The 21,279-nt window shown below is 68.7% G+C and carries 21 protein-coding genes, 1 rRNA gene, 1 pseudogene and 1 riboswitch; of the genes and pseudogenes, 4 read left to right on the top strand and 19 right to left on the bottom strand.

All coding sequences use genetic code 11. The features are described from left to right. Positions 1-201: pseudogene (locus FGD71_RS38270) on the top strand (hypothetical protein); the annotation flags it as partial. A gap of 154 nt (positions 202-355) precedes the next feature. Next, entirely contained in the window at positions 356-1,057 is a 702-nt protein-coding gene (locus FGD71_RS38265; RefSeq protein ID WP_119105157.1) for a class F sortase, read from the top strand. A gap of 118 nt (positions 1,058-1,175) precedes the next feature. Here FGD71_RS38265 and FGD71_RS38260 read toward each other — a convergent pair whose 3' ends face one another. The 7 genes from FGD71_RS38260 to FGD71_RS38230 form a co-directional block, all read right to left on the bottom strand. Next, positions 1,176-1,508 carry a TcmI family type II polyketide cyclase gene (locus FGD71_RS38260; protein WP_119105156.1) on the bottom strand — a complete coding sequence of 111 codons (333 nt, stop codon included), beginning with the start codon at positions 1,506-1,508 and terminating at the stop codon, positions 1,176-1,178. Between the two features lie 36 nt (positions 1,509-1,544). Then, entirely contained in the window at positions 1,545-2,024 is a 480-nt protein-coding gene (locus FGD71_RS38255; RefSeq protein WP_119105155.1) for an SRPBCC family protein, read from the bottom strand. A gap of 1 nt (position 2,025) precedes the next feature. Continuing rightward, positions 2,026-2,283, bottom strand: a complete 258-nt coding sequence (locus FGD71_RS38250) for an acyl carrier protein (protein ID WP_119105154.1) — start codon at positions 2,281-2,283, stop codon at positions 2,026-2,028. 44 nt (positions 2,284-2,327) lie between these two features. After that, a complete protein-coding gene (locus tag FGD71_RS38245; protein WP_119105153.1) occupies positions 2,328-3,578 on the bottom strand; it encodes a ketosynthase chain-length factor in 1,251 nt (416 codons plus the stop codon). Continuing rightward, a complete protein-coding gene (locus FGD71_RS38240; protein WP_119105152.1) occupies positions 3,575-4,843 on the bottom strand; it encodes a beta-ketoacyl-[acyl-carrier-protein] synthase family protein in 1,269 nt (422 codons plus the stop codon). Before FGD71_RS38240 ends, FGD71_RS38245 begins: the two co-directional genes overlap by 4 nt. Continuing rightward, on the bottom strand, positions 4,840-5,298 hold the full coding sequence (locus FGD71_RS38235) for a cupin domain-containing protein (RefSeq protein WP_119105151.1): 459 nt from the start codon (positions 5,296-5,298) through the stop codon (positions 4,840-4,842). Before FGD71_RS38235 ends, FGD71_RS38240 begins: the two co-directional genes overlap by 4 nt. 66 nt (positions 5,299-5,364) lie before the next feature. Further along, positions 5,365-6,522 (bottom strand): SchA/CurD-like domain-containing protein, encoded by a 1,158-nt coding sequence (locus FGD71_RS38230; RefSeq protein ID WP_119105150.1) that lies wholly within the window; start codon positions 6,520-6,522, stop codon positions 5,365-5,367. Positions 6,523-6,998: 476 nt separating this feature from the next. On the opposite strand from FGD71_RS38230, the gene FGD71_RS38225 reads away from it, so the two are divergent. Next, entirely contained in the window at positions 6,999-7,193 is a 195-nt protein-coding gene (locus FGD71_RS38225) for a hypothetical protein (protein ID WP_140936047.1), read from the top strand. Here FGD71_RS38225 and gcvP read toward each other — a convergent pair. Then, a complete protein-coding gene (gcvP, locus tag FGD71_RS38220) occupies positions 7,190-10,075 on the bottom strand; it encodes an aminomethyl-transferring glycine dehydrogenase (protein ID WP_119105148.1) in 2,886 nt (961 codons plus the stop codon). The two genes, FGD71_RS38225 and gcvP, sit on opposite strands and share 4 nt — an antisense overlap. Before the next feature lie 177 nt (positions 10,076-10,252). Continuing rightward, a riboswitch (glycine riboswitch) is annotated at positions 10,253-10,348 on the bottom strand. Positions 10,349-10,451: 103 nt separating this feature from the next. On the opposite strand from gcvP, the gene FGD71_RS38215 reads away from it, so the two are divergent. Further along, positions 10,452-10,823, top strand: a complete 372-nt coding sequence (locus tag FGD71_RS38215; RefSeq protein ID WP_119105147.1) for a PRC-barrel domain-containing protein — start codon at positions 10,452-10,454, stop codon at positions 10,821-10,823. On the opposite strand, the gene FGD71_RS38210 is transcribed toward FGD71_RS38215, so the two are convergent. The 11 genes from FGD71_RS38210 to rrf form a co-directional block, all read right to left on the bottom strand. Further along, complete coding sequence (locus FGD71_RS38210; RefSeq protein WP_119105146.1) at positions 10,745-12,163, bottom strand: DNA polymerase IV; 1,419 nt, start codon at positions 12,161-12,163, stop codon at positions 10,745-10,747. The genes FGD71_RS38215 and FGD71_RS38210 overlap by 79 nt on opposite strands. Positions 12,164-12,327: 164 nt before the next feature. Beyond that, positions 12,328-12,960 carry a MerR family transcriptional regulator gene (locus tag FGD71_RS38205; protein ID WP_119105145.1) on the bottom strand — a complete coding sequence of 211 codons (633 nt, stop codon included), beginning with the start codon at positions 12,958-12,960 and terminating at the stop codon, positions 12,328-12,330. A gap of 243 nt (positions 12,961-13,203) precedes the next feature. Next, a complete protein-coding gene (locus FGD71_RS38200; RefSeq protein WP_006123076.1) occupies positions 13,204-13,677 on the bottom strand; it encodes a bifunctional nuclease family protein in 474 nt (157 codons plus the stop codon). An 85-nt stretch (positions 13,678-13,762) separates the two neighbouring features. Then, positions 13,763-14,497, bottom strand: coding sequence for a transcriptional regulator FtsR (ftsR, locus tag FGD71_RS38195; protein ID WP_119105144.1), 735 nt, complete (start codon positions 14,495-14,497; stop codon positions 13,763-13,765). Between the two features lie 42 nt (positions 14,498-14,539). Beyond that, positions 14,540-15,424: a zinc-ribbon and FHA domain-containing protein gene (locus FGD71_RS38190; RefSeq protein WP_240436970.1), complete on the bottom strand. Its 885-nt coding sequence runs from the start codon at positions 15,422-15,424 to the stop codon at positions 14,540-14,542. A gap of 148 nt (positions 15,425-15,572) precedes the next feature. After that, on the bottom strand, positions 15,573-16,502 hold the full coding sequence (locus FGD71_RS38185; RefSeq protein ID WP_119105142.1) for a DUF881 domain-containing protein: 930 nt from the start codon (positions 16,500-16,502) through the stop codon (positions 15,573-15,575). A gap of 5 nt (positions 16,503-16,507) precedes the next feature. Continuing rightward, positions 16,508-16,840, bottom strand: coding sequence for a small basic family protein (locus FGD71_RS38180; protein WP_003988855.1), 333 nt, complete (start codon positions 16,838-16,840; stop codon positions 16,508-16,510). Next, positions 16,837-17,739 (bottom strand): DUF881 domain-containing protein, encoded by a 903-nt coding sequence (locus FGD71_RS38175; RefSeq protein ID WP_119105141.1) that lies wholly within the window; start codon positions 17,737-17,739, stop codon positions 16,837-16,839. The genes FGD71_RS38180 and FGD71_RS38175 overlap by 4 nt, the downstream gene beginning before the upstream one ends. 89 nt (positions 17,740-17,828) lie before the next feature. After that, positions 17,829-20,324 (bottom strand): mannose-1-phosphate guanyltransferase, encoded by a 2,496-nt coding sequence (locus FGD71_RS38170; protein WP_119105140.1) that lies wholly within the window; start codon positions 20,322-20,324, stop codon positions 17,829-17,831. A gap of 115 nt (positions 20,325-20,439) precedes the next feature. Beyond that, positions 20,440-21,048 (bottom strand): cardiolipin synthase ClsA, encoded by a 609-nt coding sequence (gene clsA / locus FGD71_RS38165; protein WP_119105139.1) that lies wholly within the window; start codon positions 21,046-21,048, stop codon positions 20,440-20,442. Between the two features lie 149 nt (positions 21,049-21,197). Further along, positions 21,198-21,279 (bottom strand): 5S ribosomal RNA (gene rrf / locus FGD71_RS38160); the annotation flags it as partial.

The following is a 21,279-nucleotide window of genomic DNA, read 5'->3' as shown; positions in this document are numbered from 1 at the left end:
GAAGAAGAGAAGCACGACTTCGGCAAGGAGAAGGACGACCACGGCAAGGACAAGCCCAAGGGCGGCGTCCACGCCGGCGGCGGCGGCCTGGCGCAGTCCGGAGGCAGCATGGCTGCGGGCTCCGTACTGCTGCTCGGTGGCCTCGGAGCCGGCGCGTACATGCTGCGGCGCCGCACCGCGTCGGGTGCCGACGCGGCCTGATCGGAGTCCTCTCGACAGTCGCTGCACTGTCGCGGCCACCGTTGCCCTCAAAGGCGACGGTGGCCGCGGCCGTGGCGCCACCGCCGGCCCTCGACGCCTCGTCGACGCCTCATCGACGCCCTATCGACGCCCCGTTCACGAAAGGCACCGTCCCATGGCCGCCCCGCAGCCGCCCGAGCCCTCGACCAAGGCCTCGTCCCGTACAGCTCGCCACACTCTTCTGGTGCCCGCGCTGGCAGTAGGGCTGGGCGCCCTGATCATCCACAACTCCCTGGCGAGCTCCCCTGATCTCAAGCCGCAGGCCCCGCCCGCGGCCGTCGCCTCCGCAACGCCCAAGGTGAGCGCGAGTGCGGGTGCGACCGGTGCCGCACGGGATGCCACCACGGCTCGGGCGCTGCCACGTTCGGCGCCCCAGAGGCTCTCGATCCCAAAGATCGCCGTGAACGCGCCCTTCACCGCGCTGTCCCTCGGCGCGTCCGGACAGCTCAACGCGCCACCCGACAACAACAACAATCTCGTCGGCTGGTTCCAGGGCGGGGCGTCGCCCGGTGAGCGCGGCTCGTCGATCGTGGTGGGCCATGTCGATACGAAGACCGGTCCGGCCGTGTTCGAGAGCCTGCGGACCCTCGAGCGCGGAAGCACGGTGAACATCACCCGCGCGGACGGCATCGTCGCAACCTTCAAGGTCGACTCCGTCGACTCCTTCAGCAAGGCGAACTTCCCGAACGACCGGGTCTACGCCGACACCAACTCCCCCCAGTTGCGTCTGATCACCTGCGGCGGCGAGTACGACCACAGCGCGCAGGACTACACGGAGAACGTGGTCGTGTTCGCCCACCTCGACTCGGCCAAGTAGGCCTGCTCGGACGGCGGGGGCCGCCACGGGCGCAGAGCATGCCCGGTCCGCCCGGGAGCACTGATCGCCGGCCCCGCGGTTCTCGCGGGGCCGGCGATCAGTGTTCTCGGGCTGAGGTTCAGGCGGTGGGGTCCCGGTCCCAGCGGTAGAAGCAGTGCGCCATCGCGTCCTTCGGGCCGCGCCAGGTCTCGGGATCGTAGGGACTGACGTACGCCGACAACTGCTCGCAGATGTCCCGGAATGCGGGGTGCTCGGCCACCCTGGCGATGGCGGGTCCGGGCTCCTGCTCCGATTCGGCGAGATGCATATACACATCACCGAACTGGAAGAGACGGCGCCGGGTGACCCCGACGAGATGCGGCAGTTCACCCCGGTCGGAGGCCTCGAACACCTTGGCGATGTCCGGTGCCGACCCCGGGGCCATGCGAGCGACGATCAAAGCGTGGTGCATCGGATGTCCTTCGTCCGTCTCAGTCGGTCATCAGTCTCAGTCGGTCATCACTTGTGCGGTCCGGCGCTCGGGCGTGGCCTGCTCGATCCGGTCCCGGATGAGGGCCATCTGAACGCGGGAGTTGCGGTTGATCATGTCGGTCATTCCGGCGTCGTCGACCGGCGCGTCCGGCTTCATCGCGAAGTCCTGCGTCCAGACCATCCGGGTGCCGTCCGCGGTCTCCTCGTACTCCCAGCGGATGTTCATGTACTCGAAGGGTCCCGGCTCGACGCGGCGGGCCCTGACGCTGAGCGTGTCACGGTCCATCACCCGTTCCGAGACCCAGCTCCACACCTTGCCGTTGTCGTCGGGGTGCATGGTCAGCCGGAAGGTCGTGGCGTTCCCGTCACGGGACAGCACCTCGACGGCCGCGTACTCGCTGAACAGCCGCGGCCAGTTCTCCAGGTCGTTGGTCATGTCCCAGACGAGGTCCATCGGCGCGGCGATGGTGATGGCGTTCTCCGTGTGCCCGGCCATGTCAGGCTCCTGCCATGAGGGTGCTGTTGACGAGGTCCAGGAACTGCCTGGGGGTCTTGCAGCGCTCCGCGTCGGGCGGCATCGGCATGCCGTGCCGGTTCTCCAGCTCGCCCACGATGCCGAGGAGGCCGAGGGAGTCGAGGCCGAAGGTGTCGAAGCCGGAGTCGGTCCGTTGCTCCAGTTCGTCCGGGTCGACGTGGACTCCCGCCGCCTTCTTCATGAGCTCGGCCAGTTCTTTCGCGGTCACTTGAGGGGTCATGCGATTCCTCTCCTTCAATTCAGTGCTGCCACTACGGGCCTTCGCTATGCGGCGTGAGCGGCGCCGTGCCGCAGCACGAGCGCCGTGTTCGACCCCATCAGTCCCCGGCTGAGGATCAGCGCCGTGCGCAGCTCGGCGGGGCGGGCGCGCGACATCACCAGGTCGAGGTCATGGCAGGGGTCGAAGACGTTGGGGGTGGGCGGCACCAGGCCGTGCTCCATCGCGAGCACCGCCGCCGCGGTGTCCAGCACGGGCGCCGCGCAGTAGGCCCGCCCTATACCCGTCTTCGGTGCCGTGACGGGCACACGCCTGCTGTGTGCGGCAAGGGTGTCGGTGATCGCCAGTGCTTCGGCCCGGTCCGCCTCCGGTGTGCCGAGGGCGTCGGCGAACACCACGTCGATCTCCTCGGGGGCGCAGTCGGCCTCGTCCAGGGCGACACGGATGGCCTGGCCGAGTCCCTCCCGGGACCGCTGCCAGCTCGATGCGCCGGTGAACGTGGCGGCGTGCCCCGCGATGGTGGCCCTGACGGGCACGCCCCGCTCCCGGGCCACGCTCTCTTCCTCCACCACGAACATGGCGCCGCCTTCGGCAGGCACGAATCCGCAGGCGGCGGCGGTGAACGGGCGGTACGCGCGGCTCGGGTCGTCGACGGTGCTGAGCTCCTCGTAGCCGAGCTGGCAGACCATCGAGTAGGGGGCCAGGGGTGCCTCGGCCGCGCCGGTCAAGATCACATCGGTACCACGCCATACGGCCCGAGCGGCGTGCGCCAGGGAGTCCAGACCTCCTGCCTCGTCGGCGGCGACCACCGAGCAGGGGCCCTTGAACCCACGGCGAATCGATATCTGGCCGGTGCTGGCAGCGTAGAACCAGGCGATGGACTGGTACGGGCCGACGAAGCGGCTTCCTTGCCCCCAGAGCCGTTGCAGCTCCCGCTGCCCGAACTCGCCGCCACCGGACCCGGCGGCGGTGACCACGCCCGCGGAGAACGGCGAGCCACTGACGTCGGCCTGCCCGAGCCGGGCGTCGGCGAGGGCGAGGTCGGCCGCGGCCATCGCGAAGTGCGAGAACCGGTCGGTCTGGACGAGATACCGGTCCTCGATCAGTGACGACGCGTCGAACTCGCGGACCTCGCCGGCGATCCGCAGCGGCAAGTGGTCACATCCTTCACGGGTGACCCGGTCGAGGATGCTGGTGCCCTCCTGGGTGGACTTCCAGAAGGTCTCGGTGCTCGTTCCATTGGGCGCGATCACACCGATTCCGGTGACTGCCGCGCGCCGAGCGCGTGGTGGGCTCATCGTCTCTTCTCCCTCGGCCGGGTCAGGACCACTGCTGACTGGAAGCCGCCGAACCCGCTGCCCACGGAGAGCACACTGTTCAGTTTCCGGGCACGAGCGACGCCTGGTACGTAGTCCAGATCGCACTCGGGGTCAGGGGTCTCGTAGTTCGCGGTCGGCGGCACCACCTGGTGGAGCAGGGCCAGCACGCAGGCCACGACCTCGATCGCCCCGATCGCCCCGAGGGAGTGGCCCACCATGGATTTGATCGAGCTCATGGGCGTGTCGTAGGCGTGTGCGCCCAGTGACCGTTTCACCGCCGCCGTCTCATGGCGGTCGTTCTGCCGGGTGCCCGAGCCGTGTGCGTTGACGTAGTCGATCGCCGAGCCGTCGAGACGGGCATGGTCGAGCGCGACGTCGATCGCCTGGGCCATTTCCAGGCCCTCGCTGGTGAGACCGGTCATGTGGTGTGCGTTGCCGAACGTGGCATAACCGCTCAGCTCGCAGTACACGTTCGCGCCGCGGGCCCTGGCGTGTTCCAGCTCCTCCAGAACCAGCACCGCTCCGCCCTCGCCCATGACGAATCCGTCGCGATGGGCGTCGAAGGGCCGGGAGGCGTGGGCGGGATCGTCATTGTTCGAGGATGTCGCCTTGATCGCGTCGAAGCAGGCCATGGTGATCGGCGAGATCGGCGAGTCCGAGGCGCCGGCGATGCAGACGTCGGCCCGGCCCTCCTCGATGGTGTGGAAGGCGTATCCGATGGCGTCGAGTCCCGAAGTGCAGCCGGTGGAGACGGTCTGCACCGGGCCGCCCGCCCCGAAACGCTCGGCGACCACCGAGGCCAGCGTGCTGGGCGAGAACGCGCGGTGCAGATGAGGGCCCGCCTCGCGGTGGTCCACATCCCAGCGCTGCCCTCGTTCGCTGACCAGGACGTAGTCGTGCTCCAGGCGGGTGGTGCCGCCGACCGCGGTCCCCAGGGAGACCCCTACGCGCCAGGGGTTCTCCTGGGCGGGGTCGAGGCCCGCGTCCCGTACCGCTTCCTCGGCGGCGACCAGGGCGAACTGGATGTACCGGTCGGCCCGTTCTATCTGTTCCGCCTCCAGGCCGTGGGCCGCCGGGTCGAAGTCGCACTCGGCGGCGATACGGGAGCGAAGGTCCGACGGGTCGAAGAACGTAATGCCCCGCGTCGCGGTGCGGCCATGGGCGAGAAGGTCCCAGAACGCCGGTACGCCGATGCCGCCCGGTGCCACCACGCCTATGCCGGTGACCGCCACGCGCCTGGTCATGACAGTGCCTGACTTCGATCGGCCGATCGGACATCGCCCGCCGCTGCTGCGGCGGTGGCCGCCGCGGCGTCGGTTTCCTCCGTGTCGACATGGCCCAGCTCCGGACGCGGGGCCAGCGGGCCGAGGTGGAAGACGAGCCGGGCTTCCACATCACCGACGTTGCGGAAGCGGTGCCTCATATGGGCGGGAATCATCAGGCCCTGTTCGGGCCGGAGCGGGCAGGGCTCGCCGTCGAGGTCCACCTCCAGCTCACCGCAGACGACGTACACGAATTCCTCGGAGTACGGGTGGTAGTGCTCGCCGATACGGTCGCCGGGCGCCACCAAGGCCACACCCATGAAACCGCTGGTGGCTCCCACCGCGGTGGGTGTGAGCATGGCGCGCAGGTCGCCTCCGCGCCTGCGGTTGGGTTCGGTCTCGCTGAGATCCACGACTCTGGGACGCTGCTTGGTCACGTCATTCCTCCAGTTGCTTGCGCCGTCGGCGTTGGGTGTGCGGCCGCCGCGGACCGCGTACGCCGGTCAGGCACCGGGCGAGCGGCGATCGGTGATGAGTTCCATGTGGGCGCGCTCGAGCAGGCGAGCGATATCCCTTGTCTTCGGGGCAGAACCACCCTTGCGGGCGGCGTCACCGTCGAGGAGGCACGTCAACTCGGCCGCCTGCTGGGGGTCCTGGAAGCCGAGGGACAGGGCGGGGTCGGCTTCTAGACCGCCCCGCACATCGATGAGCCTCACCACGGTGTCGTCGCGCTGGAAGATCGTGCTGCCGCAGACCAGGGTCTGCGGGTCGTCCGCCGCCGCCTCGTCATACCGGGCGAGCAGCCGGGCCAACCGCTCCCCGCAGCCCTGCTTGGCTGGGTAGTACAGCGCGTGTCGTTCCACGTCCGCGGGCTGCTGCCCACCCCTTGTCACATGGTGGACGGCGGGCAACGCGGCCAGGGTGAAGAACATCCGGGCGGACTCGGGGTCGCTCAGGTCCCGGCTCCGCTCCAGGTAGGGGTTGATGGCTTCCTCGACGGCCCGCACCTGGGGCTGCCGGGCGACGTGACGCAGCGCCGCCATCAGATCGCCCCGCACTTCGATGGTCCGCACGACGCGGTTGCCGTGCATGAAGAGCGACGTACGGAGCAGCCGTGTGGTGTCGTCGACCTGGGCCTCGGGCGGGGCGTAGTCGGACAGGATCCGCGCGACGGTCGATTCACTGCCCGGCTTGACCGTGAAGGTGAGCGCGTGGCGGACCACGCCGTCGCCGATCCGGGGAGACGCCAGGAGCCGCCCCTTCGCGGGCTCGGAGGTGGCCGACGGTCCGCCGGTCTCGCGGAGGATGTTGTAGCGCAGCGACTTGAGGTCCCGGACACACCTGCTGAGCGGCTTGACCACCTCCACGTGCTCTTCGCTGTTCACCCACGCGAGGAAAGGCGGGGCGCTCTCCCATTCGCTGGTGATGAGCCATTGGGACGGATTCTCGATCGACTGGCACAACTGGTCGCTGACGTGGCCCGGGACGGACGCGACTTGGTTGCGCAGTTGTTCGTACGCTTCGAGGAATTGCTGCTGGGTTCCGTCGTTGAGGTCCAGCAGCAGGACGACACGGAGTCTGGAGCCGTCGAACACGGAATGGGAGACCCGTTCCGACATCCGTTCCGACAGCGGTTCTGAAACAGTTTCCGAGGTGGTCATCCTGCGCACATCTCCTTCACCGGGGCAGAGGCGAACGCCGTGCGTGTGATGCGACGTCAGCGGAATTCGATCTTGCGTCGGTGGTGCGGAGGGCGCGACTCGTATGAACCACCTGGGTGAAGGGCCCGCGCAGCTGCTACCGAGGGGCCTCAAAACCTCATCGCGTCCGCACAAGCGGCACGCGGGAACCTCGCTCTCTCCGCGCGAACGCGGAAGCAAGGCGCGGACGATGGAGCTGTTCCGGGTGGCCGGTGGCGAGCCGCGACTCGAGGAGGCCGCGTCGCGACCGACGGGCAACCACGGCATCTCGCAGACGTCGGCGATGGTGGCACGCTGCCGAACGCGTCGCCGGTACGCGGGAAGGGGCGCATCGCCGGCATCCAGGACGCGCACAACTTGGCCTGGAAGCCGGCCGCTGTGCTGGACGCGGGATCTTCAGTGTCGCCCTGGGCCACCGCTGCCCACGGGGCCCCAGCGTGGACATGGAGCGGTACTACGGCGGGGCTGAGCATGCCTGGGCAGCGGCCAGCGCCGACCAGCGGCGAGGCACTGCCCAGGTGCTGGGCTCCCGCTCACCCGGCGACATCGGGCAGCGGTTCCCGGTCTACCGTCCGCCGTCCGCCGGCACGCGAGGCGGACGGCGGACGGCGGACGGGAAGCGCGCCTTCTAGTCCTCGTAGGCGTCCAGCGGCGGGCAGGAGCAGACCAGGTTCCGGTCGCCGTAGGCCTGGTCGATGCGACGCACCGGCGGCCAGTACTTGTCCGCGGCCGTCACACCCGCCGGGAACACAGCCTGCTCACGGCTGTACGCGTGCTCCCACGTGCCGCCGAGCGCGGCCGCCGTGTGCGGAGCGTTCCGCAGCGGATTGTCGTCCGTCGGCCACTCGCCCGAGCCGACCTCCTCGATCTCCGCGCGGATGGCGATCATCGCCTCGCAGAACCGGTCGAGTTCGGCCAGGTCCTCGCTCTCGGTCGGCTCGATCATCAGCGTCCCGGCAACCGGGAACGACATCGTCGGCGCGTGGAACCCGTAGTCGATCAGCCGCTTGGCGACGTCGTCGACGCTCACGCCGGTCGCCTTGGTCAGCGGCCGCAGATCGATGATGCACTCGTGCGCCACGAGCCCGCCCGGGCCGGTGTAGAGCACGGGGTAGTGCGGCTCCAGGCGCTTGGCGATGTAGTTGGCGGACAGCACGGCCACCTGCGTGGCCCGCTTGAGCCCCTCGCCGCCCATGAGGCGTACGTACGCCCAGGAGATCGGCAGTATCCCGGCCGAACCCCAGGGAGCGGCCGAGATGGGACCGACGCCCGTCTCCGGACCCGCCGCGGGCTGCATGGGGTGGTTCGGCAGATACGGCGCGAGGTGCGCGCGCACACCGACCGGGCCGACGCCCGGACCTCCGCCGCCGTGCGGGATGCAGAACGTCTTGTGCAGGTTGAGATGCGAGACGTCCCCGCCGAAGCGGCCCGGCTTGGCAAGGCCCACCAGCGCGTTGAGGTTGGCGCCGTCGACGTACACCTGCCCGCCCGCGTCGTGCACCTGCGCGCAGATGTCGGCGACGTGTTCCTCGAAGACGCCGTGCGTCGAGGGGTACGTGATCATCAGCACCGCGAGCTCGTCGCGGTACTGCTCGATCTTGGCGCGCAGGTCCTCGACGTCGATCTCACCGTCGTCGGCGGTCTTCACTACGACGACCTTCATGCCGGCCATCACGGCGCTCGCGGCGTTCGTTCCGTGCGCGGAGGACGGGATGAGACAGACGGTGCGCTGCTCGTCGCCGTTCGCACGGTGATAGCCGCGTACGGCCAGCAGGCCCGCGAGCTCGCCCTGCGAACCGGCGTTGGGCTGGAGCGACACCTTGTCATAGCCGGTGACCTCGGCGAGCTGCTCCTCCAGTTCACGGATGAGCGTGAGGTAGCCCTGTGCCTGGCCGGCGGGCGCGAAGGGGTGCAGCTGTCCGAACTCGGGCCAGGTGACCGGCTCCATCTCGGTGGTCCCGTTGAGCTTCATCGTGCAGGAGCCCAGCGGGATCATCCCGCGGTCGAGCGCGTAGTCGCGGTCGGCGAGGCGGCGCAGGTAGCGCAGCATCGCGGTCTCGGAGCGGTACTGGTGGAACACCGGGTGCTCGAGGTACTCGTCGGTGCGCAGCAGCGCGGCGGGCAGCGTGTCCACGACGGACGCGTCCAGCGCCTCGACGTCGCCCCCGACGCCGAACGCGGTCCAGACGGCGCCCAGTTGGGTCCGTGTGGTGGTCTCGTCGCAGGCGACGGACACATGGTCGGCGTCGACGAGGCGCAGGTTGACCCCGCCGTCGCGCGCGGCCGCGACGGTCTCGGCAGCCCTGCCCGGTACACGCACGGTCAGCGTGTCGAAGTAGGCCTCGTGCACGACCTCGACGCCGCCGGCCTTCAGGCCCGCCGCGAGGATCGTGGCGTACCGGTGGGTGCGCCCCGCGATCGCCTTGAGGCCCTGAGGCCCGTGGTACACGGCGTACAGCCCGGCCATCACGGCAAGCAGCACCTGCGCCGTACAGATGTTGCTCGTCGCCTTTTCCCGGCGGATGTGCTGCTCCCGCGTCTGCAGGGCCAGCCGATATGCCTTGTTGCCGTCCACGTCGACCGAGACGCCGACGAGACGGCCGGGCAGGTTGCGCGCGAACTTCTCGCGCACCGCCATGTATCCGGCGTGCGGCCCGCCGAAGCCCATCGGCACTCCGAAGCGCTGTGTCGTGCCGACCGCGATGTCCGCGCCGAGGTCACCCGGTGAGGTGAGCAGCGTCAGCGCGAGCAGGTCGGCGGCGACGGTGACGATCGCGCCCAGCTCGTGCGCCTGGTCGATGACGGGCTTGATGTCCCGTACGGCACCGGAGGCACCCGGGTACTGGAGGAGCACGCCGGTGACACCGCGCTCGGCGATCTCGGCCGGGATGCCGTCGCTCAGGTCCGCGACGACGACCTCGACTCCGGTCGGCTCGGCGCGCGTCTCGATCACGGCGATGGTCTGCGGCAACGCGTCCGCGTCGACGAGGAAGACACCGTTCTTGACCTTGCCCACGCGCCGCGACAGCGCCATCGCCTCGGCGGCCGCGGTGCCCTCGTCGAGCAGCGAGGCACCGGAGGTGGGCAGGCCCGTCAGCTCGGCGACCATGGTCTGGAAGTTCAGCAGCGCCTCCAGGCGGCCCTGCGAGATCTCCGGCTGGTACGGCGTGTACGCGGTGTACCAGGCCGGGTTCTCCATGACGTTGCGCAGGATCACCGGCGGCGTGAACGTGCCGTAGTAGCCGATCCCGATCATCGAGTCGAGGACCTCGTTACGGTCCGCCAGGGAGCGCAACTCGGCGAGAACCTCGGCCTCGGTGCGCGCACCGGGCAGGGCGAGCGCCTCGGCGTTCTTGATCACGTCCGGGACCGCGATGGCCGTCAGCTCGTCGAGCGAGCCGTACCCCACCTGCGCGAGCATCTTCGCCCGGGCCTCGCTGTCGGGCCCGATGTGGCGCTGTTCGAAGGGGATTCCCTGTTCGAGCTCGGAGAGTGGAATGCGATCGGCGGTCATTGCGGAGGCCTCCTGGTCTGACACGACCTTCGAGGGCACCACGGCAGGTGCCCGGACGGCCTCCCCCTCTGTCATCTCAACCTGAGAGCTTCGCCGGTCCGCCCGCACTCGGCGATCCGGCTTGCACCGTCGGTGAGAGCGGGAGCCGTGGACACCCGCCCTGCTTTCCAGAGTGACCTCGTCCGTGCGGTACGTGGGCCTGAGAGATTCCGGGGAGGATTTGCTCCTTCGGCGCCTCCGGTGAAGTCTGGAGGACTCTCCCGCACGGGGTCAGCGGCCGTTGCCAGCCTACCAGCGGGCTTCCCTCGAGTGGCCGCCCTCCTCAAAGTGCTCTTTCGTAGTGCTTACGGATGAGTTGTGAGCAGCTGGAGGTCCCGTGCAGACCGACGTCGATCCGCGCAAACTGATCGGCCGCAAGGCGTTCGACCGCAATGGCAACAAGATCGGCACCGTCGGCGAGGTCTATCTCGACGATGCGACCGGCGTGCCGGAATGGGCGGCCATACGCACCGGTCTGTTCAGCAGGGACGCCTTTGTGCCCTTGGAGCCCAGCGAACTGGTCGAGGGTGCCCTGCGGGTCCCCTTCGACCGCGCCCTGATCAAGGACGCCCCCGACTTCGGCGTCGGCCGCCATCTCTCCCCCGAGCAGGAACTCCAGCTCTACCACCACTACGGGCTCGATGTGGCGCCCCCGCCCCCACCGCCGGACCGCGACTGCGGCCACCTGGCGGGCTCGGACGAGACCTGAGGTCTTCGTCGCACCAGCGGCAGCGGTTCCGCCGGCTCCAGCTCCGGATCGTCGGTCCGGAACGTGCGCACGCGTCCCGGATCGGAGTCGGGCGTCTCGAACCGCACGGTGACCCGCCCAAGGCCACTGCCCTGCACCCATCCGTGTCCGAACTCGGCATGCCGTACGTCATGCCCCGCCGACCACCGTCGCACCGTGGGCGTCTCCTGCTTCTCGGCCGACTCCTCCACCTCCTCCTCGGCCAGCGGCTCCAGCTCCCCCGCGGCCGCCTGCGCCTGGGCGAAGAGGTCCTCCTGCGTGAAGTCGGCGAGCCCTGTGACACCGACCCCCAGGAGCCGTACGCCCCCCGTGGTGTCGACGGTCTCGAGCAGTCGCGCCGCAGCTTCCCGCACCACCGCAGGGTCGTCCGTCGGTCCACGCAGCGTGTCGGAGCGGGTGAGCGTCGAGAAGTCGTACCGCCGCACCTTGAGCACCACGGTCCGCCCCGACCGCCCGGCATCCCGCAGCCGCCGCACACACCGGTCGGCGAGCCGCTGTACCTCCATTCGCACCCGGACCCGGTCATGGATGTCCACGTCGTACGTGTCCTCCACGGACACCGACTTGGTGTCCCGCTCGGCCACCACGGGCCGCTCGTCGAGCGCCAGCGCCATGCCGTACAGCGCGCTCCCGTGGGCTTTGCCGAGGAGCCGCACGAGCTCGTCCTCGCCCGCCTCCGCGACCTCCTCGACCGTGGTGATGCCGACCCGCCGCAGGTGATCACCGGTGGCGGGCCCCACGCCCGGCAGCGTACGCACCGGCAGGGGGCCCAGCATCGCTCGCTCCGTCCCCGGCTCTATCAGCACAAGGCCGTCCGGCTTGGCCTGCTCGGAGGCGATCTTCGCGAGCATCTTGGAGACGGCGAGCCCCACTGACCCCGTGAGCCCGGTGACTGCCCGGATGTCCCCGCGCAGCTTCGTACCCGTCAGCCGTGCCGACTCCTCGTCCCAGGCCGTTCCCCCCGCCTCCAGGTCCACGAACGCCTCGTCCAGGCTCAGCGGCTCCACCAGCGGCGACAGCTCCCGCAGCAGCCGCATCACCTGCTCGCTGATCTCCCGGTAGAAACCGAAGCGCGGCACCAGATACGCGGCGTTGGGCGCCAGCCGGCGCGCCTGCGCCATGGGCATCGCCGAATGGACCCCGAAGACCCGCGCCTCGTACGAGGCGGTGGCTACCACCCCACGCGGCCCTAGTCCCCCCACGATCACCGCTTTGCCGCGCAGGCTCGGCTTGGCTGCCTGTTCGGCCGAAGCGTAGAAGGCATCCATGTCGAGATGCAGGATCGTGGGCGTGTTTCTCACATCTCCGATGCTGCCCTACTCCACTGACAATGCCCCCATACGCTGAGGGCATCGTCAGTCGGGCAGCTCTCGGACCGGTCTTTCCCGGTCCGGCGTTGATGGGGTCGGCGGTGACCGATTCGGCCGTGATCGGTCCGGCGGTGAGGCGGGGTTCTTCTCAGACCTCAGACCGCGCGGTTGCGGCGCCGTGCCAGCTCGTCCGCAGGATGGTGCCCTACGAGCGTCTCACCCGTGTCGATCCGCTCGCCGTGCAGCTGCGAGAGCGCGCTCTCCACATCCCGCCAGACCACGCCGACGGCGATCCCGAAGATGCCCTGCCCGCCCTGGAGCAGCGCGTGGACCTCGTCGGGCGAGGAGCACTCGTAGACCGTCGCCCCGTCGCTCATCAGGGTCATGCGCTCCAGGTCGCGGAACCCGCGCTCCCGGAGATGCTGCACCGCGGTCCGGATGTTCTGCAGCGACACACCCGTGTCGAGGAACCGCTTGACGATCTTCAGGACGACGACGTCCCGGAAGCTGTACAGCCGCTGCGTCCCCGACCCATAGGCGGGCCGCACGCTCGGTTCGACAAGCCCGGTCCGGGCCCAGTAGTCCAGTTGCCGGTAGGTGATACCCGCGGCCGCGCACGCCGTCGGACCGCGATAGCCAACGTCCTCGGACGCCACTTCGCCCTCGTCCGGCACCGGCGTCGGCCGCTGTGGAGCGTGGTCGGCCGCGCTGCCGTGAAGCGAGTACGGGCCGCTCTCACCCGGACTGTGTCCGGGACCCCCAGCCGTACCGTCGCCGCTGCTTCTCACGCCGACCTCCGTCCTCGACCTGCCTCCTCGACGGTAGGCAGTCACCAGGGGTGCGTCAACGATCGCCACACTCGCCACGCCGAGTGATAATCACCCTAGGAGTGGTTTCCCGTGACCCGCCGCGGGGAAAGGCTAGCCGAATGCCCTCGGCACGGCCGACGTACGCCCTGTCGTCCGACGGTCCCGGAGTGTCACTGGCCTTTGCTCCCGAAGCCGGGCCACGTCTGCTGGTCCGAAGCCGGATCACTGGCTGTTGGTCCCGAAGTCCTCGGGCGAGATCTGATCGAGGAACTCGCGGAACTTCTCCACTTCGTCCTCCTGCTCGTCCGGGATCGCGATACCCGCGTCGTCCAGGACACCGTCACTGCCGTAGATCGGCGTCCCGGTGCGCAGGGCCAGCGCTATGGCGTCGGACGGCCGGGCACTCACCTCGACGCCGCTGGCGAACACCAGCTCCGCGTAGAAGACGCCCTCACGCAGATCGGTGATGCGTACTTCGGTGAGCTCCTGGCCGACGGCCTCCAGCACGTCCTTGAACAGGTCGTGGGTCAGCGGTCGCGCGGGAGCCATGCCCTGCTGTGCGAAGGCGATCGCCGTCGCCTCCCCCGGCCCGATCCAGATGGGGAGGTAACGGTCGCCTCCCACTTCACGCAGGAGCACGATCGGTTGGTTGGAGGGCATTTCAACCCGGACACCTACGACGTCGAGCTCGTTCACACAGCAACCCTAGGCCGTGCTCGGCATCTTTGGGTAGTCGAGCACGGAACGGGTGGCCGATCCGGGCACCACCGAGGGCCCTCGGTCAGGGCAGCCGCACCCCGAGCGCGGCCTGCACCAGCGCGGCGTGCAGCTTCACCGCGAGCCCCGCCAGCTCCTTGGTCCGCGCCTCCGCGTGTGCTCGAGTCTGTGGGTTGCGGTGGCGCCGCAGCGGGGCCACGACCTGATCGACGAGGCCGGCATCGCGGTCGGCGGCGGCCTTCACGGCGCGCAGATGCCGCGGCTCGATGCCGAATCGCCCGAGCTCCACGACGAGCCCGGCCACGGTCACCGCCTCGGCGTCGTAGACCCCGTCCGGCAGCGGCGTGATCAGCCCGTACGACTCCCATTCCGCGAGCTCCTGCTCGCCGATCTCGGCGGCGGCCAGCAGATCGGCCCGCCCGATCCGGGCCACGGTGGGCCCCTCCGGCTCGCTGACAGCCTCACCGTCATGCTGCCGCCCCAGGGCGGGCAGCTGCACCGCCTCGCCGCGCTCCACGGCCTCCAGGTGCTCGCGGATCACCTTCAGGGGCAGATAGTGGTCACGCTGCATTCTCAGTACGTGGCCGAGGCGCTCGACGTCCTCCGGGCTGAACTTTCGATACCCCGAAGGGGTCCGCTGGGGCTCGACGAGCCCCTCCGACTCCAGGAACCGGATCTTGGAGATGGTGACTTCGGGAAACTCGTCGCGCAGCACGTTCAGCACCGTGCCGATGCTCATCAGGTCACTGGCCGTGGCGGCGGCGCCGTTACCGGCACCGCCGCTCGGTGTTTGAAGCATGGACATTCCCTGGGGTCCCCCCGGACGGAGTCTGGGGGAGGGTCAGATGCCCCGCTGGCTCGCGTAGAAGACCAGCCGGTACTTGCCGATCTGCACCTCGTCACCGTTCGACAGTGCGACGGAGTCGATCCGCTCCCGGTTGACGTACGTGCCGTTCAGGCTGCCCACGTCAGCGACGGTGAACGAGCCGTCCGGGGCGCGCCGGAACTCCACATGGCGGCGCGACACGGTCACGTCGTCGAGGAAGATGTCGCTCTGCGGATGACGACCGGCCGTGGTCAGATCGCCGTCCAGCAGGAAGCGGCTTCCGGAGTTCGGCCCGCGGCGCACCACCAGGAGCGCCGAACCGAGCGGCAGCGCGTCGACGGCGGCCTGCGCCTCGGGAGAGAGCATGGGCATCTGCGTCTGGCCGGTTGCTTCGGCGTCGTAGGACTCGATGCCGGAGATGGAGATCGTGGAGGTGGTCTCCGACGGGCGCTCGGCGGCCGCGCCGGCCCGCAGCGGCGCACCGCAGTTGGAGCAGAACCGGCTGTTCTCGGCGTTGCGGTTCCCGCACCTCGTACACACCAGGGCCGACATGGACGGATCCTCCTGCCGCGGCTGTCCTGCCTGGGCATTGGACGCGTACGGACCGGAGGAGAACCCTCCACCCGTACTTGAGGTTGACGGTTCCCCGAAACCTATGCGGCCGGACTGGGCAGGGTCAACAGACGGCGCGCCCTGACCTCCGGAAATGTCACCGCCCGGACCATCCACCTGGTCACGGAACAGCGGGCGCTCCCCGTGCCCCTCGGCATCTTCATGGCGCGATGCACGATGGCGGGCAGTGGCGTTGTCGCTGCCCTCTCGCGCACTCTTGCCGAACAACTTCGCAAACAACTTCACGGGCGATTCCCCTTGACCGAAACAGACCCGCCCGTGGGGCAGGACGAACCCTGATTACACACACCGGTCGAGCCGGACATCCTCACAACGTCCGTGTCCACCAGACAGTTTCCACCACGCACCACCCAATCGGTGCGTCGACCCCCCGCAACCTCATGCCCTGGCAGAGCGGCCGCCATGCGCCGCCGCTTCACTGGGAGGACGACCGAGCGTAGTCAGGCCGCTTCACCGCTCGCAAGGCATCCACCACGATCTTGCTTGAGCGTTCCACCGTGACCGTGGCCCGCTCTTTCTCCAGAGTCTGCACCACTCCGCCCGGGATGTTGAGCGCCGGTTCGAGGTCCTGCGGTTTGCCGATGACCTTGAAACGATAGGGCGCGCTGATCTTGTTCCCGTCGACGCTCACTCCGCTGCTCGCGTCCGTGAGATAGGTGCTGGCGACCACCCGTACGTCGTTGACCTGGATCGCCTCCGCACCGGCGGCGCGCAGCTCCTGGATCGCGTCGAGCAGCATGTCGGCCTCGACCGTTCCCTTCGTGTCGTCGATGGTCAGTGTGATGCCGGGGCCCTCCGCCGCCACCGTGCCCGCCAGGATGCCGAGCTGCCGCTCCTTCTCGACCGTCTGCTTGCGGGCCTCCTCGGCCTGGTCCGAGCTGTTCTCCAGCTCGGTGCGCTGATCTTCGAGCCCCTGCTTCTCTTCCTCCAGACGCTGCGTCCGGTCGTCGAGTTCATCGAGGATGCGTACGAGATCTGCCTGGCGAGCGCCGCGCAGGGCGCCGTCGCTGTCGCTGTTGGACGCCACCTGGACGGCCAGGCCGAAGCCGAGACCGAACAGCAGGAGGGCGACGATGAGTTGCGCGCGTGACAGGCGTGGCGGCCACAGGCCCTGCACCAGCCGCTGACGCCCGGAGAGAGTCGGCCCGACCTGCTCCGGCTCGTCCCCCGATGCGTCCTCCGATGCCTCCTTCGATGCCTCTGCCTCCCTCGATGCCTCAGGGGCATCAGAGGCCTCACGGGCCTCAGGGACCTCAGGGGAGGGGCGCTCAGGGGCCTCAGCCGGCACCTCTTCGGGCAGCTTCGCGCGCAGCTTGTTCTCGGGGGTCTCGTCCTGGCTGCTCATCGGCCTCACGCCCGGAACACGTGCCGACGGATCGCCGCGGCGTTGGAGAAGATGCGGATACCGAGGACGACCACAACGCCGGTGGACAGCTGCGCGCCCACACCGAGCTTGTCGCCCAGGAAGACGATCAGCGCGGCCACCACCACATTGGACAGGAACGACACGACGAAGACCTTGTCGTCGAAGATGCCGTCGAGCATCGCGCGCAGGCCTCCGAAGACGGCGTCGAGCGCCGCCACGACGGCGATCGGGAGGTACGGCTCGACCACTGCCGGAACCTCGGGCCGGACCAACAATCCAGCCACGACTCCCACGACGAGGCCCAGTACGGCGATCACGATGTGCCCTTCTCTGTGCTCGGCTCTGCTGTTCGTACGATCACGCTCGGCGCGGCAGGCAGCCGGACCTCTTCCTCTACGGAGATGCCGGTCCGGATCCCGAAGTTCTCGTGCAGCACGTGCAGGTACTGTCCGTCGGCGCTGTTCTGGAACCTGGTGCTCAGCCTTTTCCCGTCCCCCACCGCGAGCACCGTGTACGGCGGCACCAGCGGCTTGTTGTCGACCAGTATCGCGTCACCTGCGGCCCTGATCGCGGACAGGGCGGTCAGCCGCTGACCGTTGATCGTGATGGCCTCGGCACCGGACTCCCACAGCCCGTTGACCACCCGCTGCATGTCGCGGTCGCGCACGCGTCCGGTGTCGGAGAAACCCGAGGTCTCTCGCGGGTCCCCGTCACCGCCCTGTTCGGCTTCCTTGGCGTCGTTCACGACGAGCTTCACGCCGGGGCCGTGCACCTCGGCCGCCCCCGACAGGATGCCCACGAGCTCGCCCTGGTCGCCGCCGTGCTTCCGCAGTGCCTCACGCTGCCGAGCGCTCACGTCATCGCGCAGCTTGTCGACACTGTCCTCGAGCTTGTCGGCCGTCGCGGTCTCACGGTCGATGCGATCAATGAGTTCCTCGCGCTCCTTGGCGAGGGCCGGCGCCGCGACCCGCGCCTGTGCCGCCCCCACGGTCACCACCAGGGCAGCCAGTACGAGGCCGGCAGCGAGACCGAGCTTCGCCCGCAGTGTCCTGGGGATGCCGCCGACGCCTTCGGCCTGCTTGCGGGCGGCCGCCTCGGCGTAGCCCTCGTCAAGGCTGTGGTCCATGACGTTGGTGAGCAACGACATGGAGGCGTCCGGGCGCGGGACGCGCGAAGGGGTGCTCCGAACGGGGGGGTACTGCGGCATGCCGCACATCGTCGCATGTCGCGACCACTACCTCCGAATGGCCCCACCCGCGTGCCGGACGGGCCCCTTGAGAGACGCCGTCCGGCACGCGCGCGTGCTCAGCGCCCGGCGCTGTCCACGACGGACGACCACTCGTCGAGCAGCGCCTGGGCGGATGCGTCGTCGGGCCCCTCGGCCCACAGGTGCGTCGCCGCCTCCGCGGGGTCAGGAAGCACCATCACCCAGCGCCCGTCGGTCTCCACGACCCGTACGCCATCGGTCGTGTCCACGAACCGATCACCGGCCGCTTCCACAACGCGCCGCATCACCAGCCCCTTGACCGCCCAGGGAGTGGCGAGATCACGCTTGAGGACGTGAGCCCGCGGAATCCGCGCGTCGATCTGGCTGAGCGTGAGCTGCGTCCGCGCCACCAGACCGATGAGCCGCACGAAGGCCGCCGTACCGTCGAAGACGCTGCTGAACTCCGGCACGATGAAGCCGCCGCGCCCGTCGCCTCCGAAGATCGTCGAATCGTCGCGTCCGACCCGCGTCAGATCGTCCGGCGAGGTGGTCGTCCAGTCGACCTGCGTCCCGTGGTACGCCGCCACCTGCTCGGCGATCCGCGTGGTGGTCACCGGCAACGCCACACGCCCGCTGCGCCGCTCAGCGGCCACCAGGTCGAGCATGACGAGCAGCGCCCTGTCGTCCTCGACGATCCGCCCCTTCTCGTCGACGAGCGAGAGCCGCTCGCCGACCGGGTCGAACCGCACTCCGAACGCGGCCCGCGCGGACGCCACGATCTCCCCGAGCCTCACCAGTCCGGATCTGCGCGCATCTGCCGTCTCCGTGGGCCTGGACTCGTCGAGGCCGGGATTGATCGTCAGCGAGTCGACTCCGAGCTTGCCCAGCAAGCTGGGCAGAACCAGTCCGGCGCTGCCGTTCGAGGCGTCCACGACCACCTTCAGCCCGGATTCGGCGATCCCGGTCGTGTCGACATTTCTGAGCAGTGAGCCCGTGTACGAGTCGAAGACGCTCGCCGGGAAGTGCAGATCGCCGATCTCACCCGGGAACGCACGCCGGTACTCCTGCCGCGCGAACACCCGGTCCAGCTTGCGCTGACTCGCCTGCGACAGATCCGCCCCGCGCCCGTCGAAGAACATGATGTCGACGGAGTCCGGCACCCCCGGCGTCGTGCGGATCATGATTCCGCCGGCACTGCCCCGCGCCGTCTGCTGCCGCGCCACCGGCAGCGGCACGTTCTCGAGGTCGCGTACGTCGATGGCGCTGGCCTGCAGCGCCGAGATGACCGCCCGCTTCAGCGCACGGGCGCCCCTGGAGTGATCGCGGGCCGTTGTGACCGTGGAGCCCTTCTTGAGCGTGGTCGCGTACGCGCCGGCGAGGCGCACGGCGAGCTCCGGGGTGATCTCCACGTTGAGGATCCCGGACACCCCACGGGCCCCGAAGAGGTGGGCCTGACCTCGGGACTCCCAGATGACCGACGTATTGACGAAGGCGCCGGCCTCGATGGTCTTGAACGGATAGACCCGTACGTTGCCCTGCACGATCGATTCTTCGCCGACGAGGCACTCGTCGCCGATCACGGCGCCGTCCTCGATACGGGCGGCCCGCATGATGTCGGTGTTCTTTCCGACGACACAACCGCGCAGATTGCTGTGCTGGCCGATGTACACGTTGTCGTGCAGAACGGCCTTGTGCAGAAAGGCCCCGCTCTTCACCACGACATTCGAGCCGACGACGGTGTGCTCACGGATTTCCACGTCGGCCTCGACCTTGGCGTAGTCCCCGATGAACAACGGCCCCCGCAGTACCGCATCGGGATGCACCTCGGCGCCCTCGGCCACCCACACGCCGGGCGAGATCTCGAACCCGTCGAGCTCTACGTCGACCTTGCCCTCCAGGACGTCGGCCTGCGCCTTCACATAGCTCTCGTGCGTGCCGACGTCCTCCCAGTACCCTTCGGCGACATAGCCATAGATCGGCTTGCCCTCTTTCATCAGCTGCGGGAAGACATCACCGGACCAGTCGACGGGAACGTCCGCCTCGACATAGTCGAATACTTCGGGCTCCATGACATAGATACCGGTATTCACTGTGTCCGAGAAAACCTGGCCCCAGGTCGGCTTCTCCAGAAAGCGCTCAACCTTGCCCTCGTCGTCCACGATAGTGATGCCGAATTCCAGCGGATTGGGGACGCGGGTCAGACAGACGGTGACCATGGCGCCTTTTTCCTTGTGGAAATTTATCAGCTCGGTGAGATCGAAGTCGGTCAGAGCATCACCGGAGATCACGAGGAAGGCGTCGTCCCTCAGCGCCTCCTCGGCGTTCTTGACGCTCCCGGCAGTACCGAGTGGCTTCTCCTCATTGGCATAGGTGAGCTCCATCCCGAGCTCTTCACCGTCACCGAAGTAGTTCTTGACGAGAGAGGCCAAGAACTGGACGGTTACGACGGTCTCGTTGAGCCCATGCCGCTTGAGCAGCCGTAGCACATGCTCCATGATCGGGCGATTGGCCACGGGCAGGAGCGGCTTGGGCATGCTTGAGGTCATGGGGCGAAGGCGCGTGCCTTCGCCTCCAGCCATCACGACGGCCTTCATGTCGGAAGCGTCCTCCTTGAAGAGACGACTGTCTGGCCGACTTCACCCGTCAGATTGTCCCGCACATTCCGCTTGCGGGCCATCAGAGGCCACTACGGCCGCCCAATCGGCGAGCTCAATCGGCCATGGTGTCCGCGCGAACAAGGCGGCGGACCTGAACCACGTAGAGGATTCCTGCCCACCAGTACAGCGTTGTACCCCATCCCGCGAACGCCCAGCCGAAAATAGCAGCGAGTGACGCGATCCAACCACTTCCGTCACTGAGCAACAGCAACGGGAAGGCGTACATCAGGTTGAACGTCGCGGCCTTCCCGAGGAAGTTCACCTGTGGCGGCGGATAGCCGTGACGCCTGAGGATGCCCACCATCACCAGCAGAACCAGCTCTCGCGCCAGCAGGACAGCCGTCAGCCAAAGTGGAAGAATCTCGCGCCAGGTGAGGCCGACCAATGTCGACAGAATGTAGAGCCGGTCGGCCGCGGGATCCAGCAGCCGGCCCAGACTGCTGATCTGGTTCCAGCGCCGGGCGAGCTTGCCGTCCAAATAGTCACTGATGCCGCTCAGCATCAGCACCAGGAGCGCCCAGGTGTCGCTCTTGGGACCACCGAACTCGGGCCTGAGGATCAGCCACAGGAAGAGGGGCACGCCGGCGAGGCGCGCCATGCTGAGGATGTTCGGGATGGTGAGGACCCGGTCTGTCTGGACGCGGGTCTCCTGAACCTCCACCCGGGGCCTCCTGTGGGAACGTGCCAACGATGCCCCCTGACCTTACCCTCAGGCATCTCCCCACGACGCGGAGGGGTTCGGGTAGCCCTGGAAAACAAAAAAGCTTCGGTCCTTGGACTTATCGTCCAAGGACCGAAGCTTTAAAAGAAGTTCGGCGGCGTCCTACTCTCCCACAGGGTCCCCCCTGCAGTACCATCGGCGCTGAAAGGCTTAGCTTCCGGGTTCGGAATG

The sequence above is a fragment of the Streptomyces sporangiiformans genome (assembly GCF_005768555.2).
In the GTDB taxonomy this organism is placed as follows: Bacteria; Actinomycetota; Actinomycetes; order Streptomycetales; family Streptomycetaceae; genus Streptomyces; species Streptomyces sporangiiformans.
Note: the sequence above shows the minus strand (reverse complement) of the source record. Positions and strands in the feature narration are given on the sequence as shown.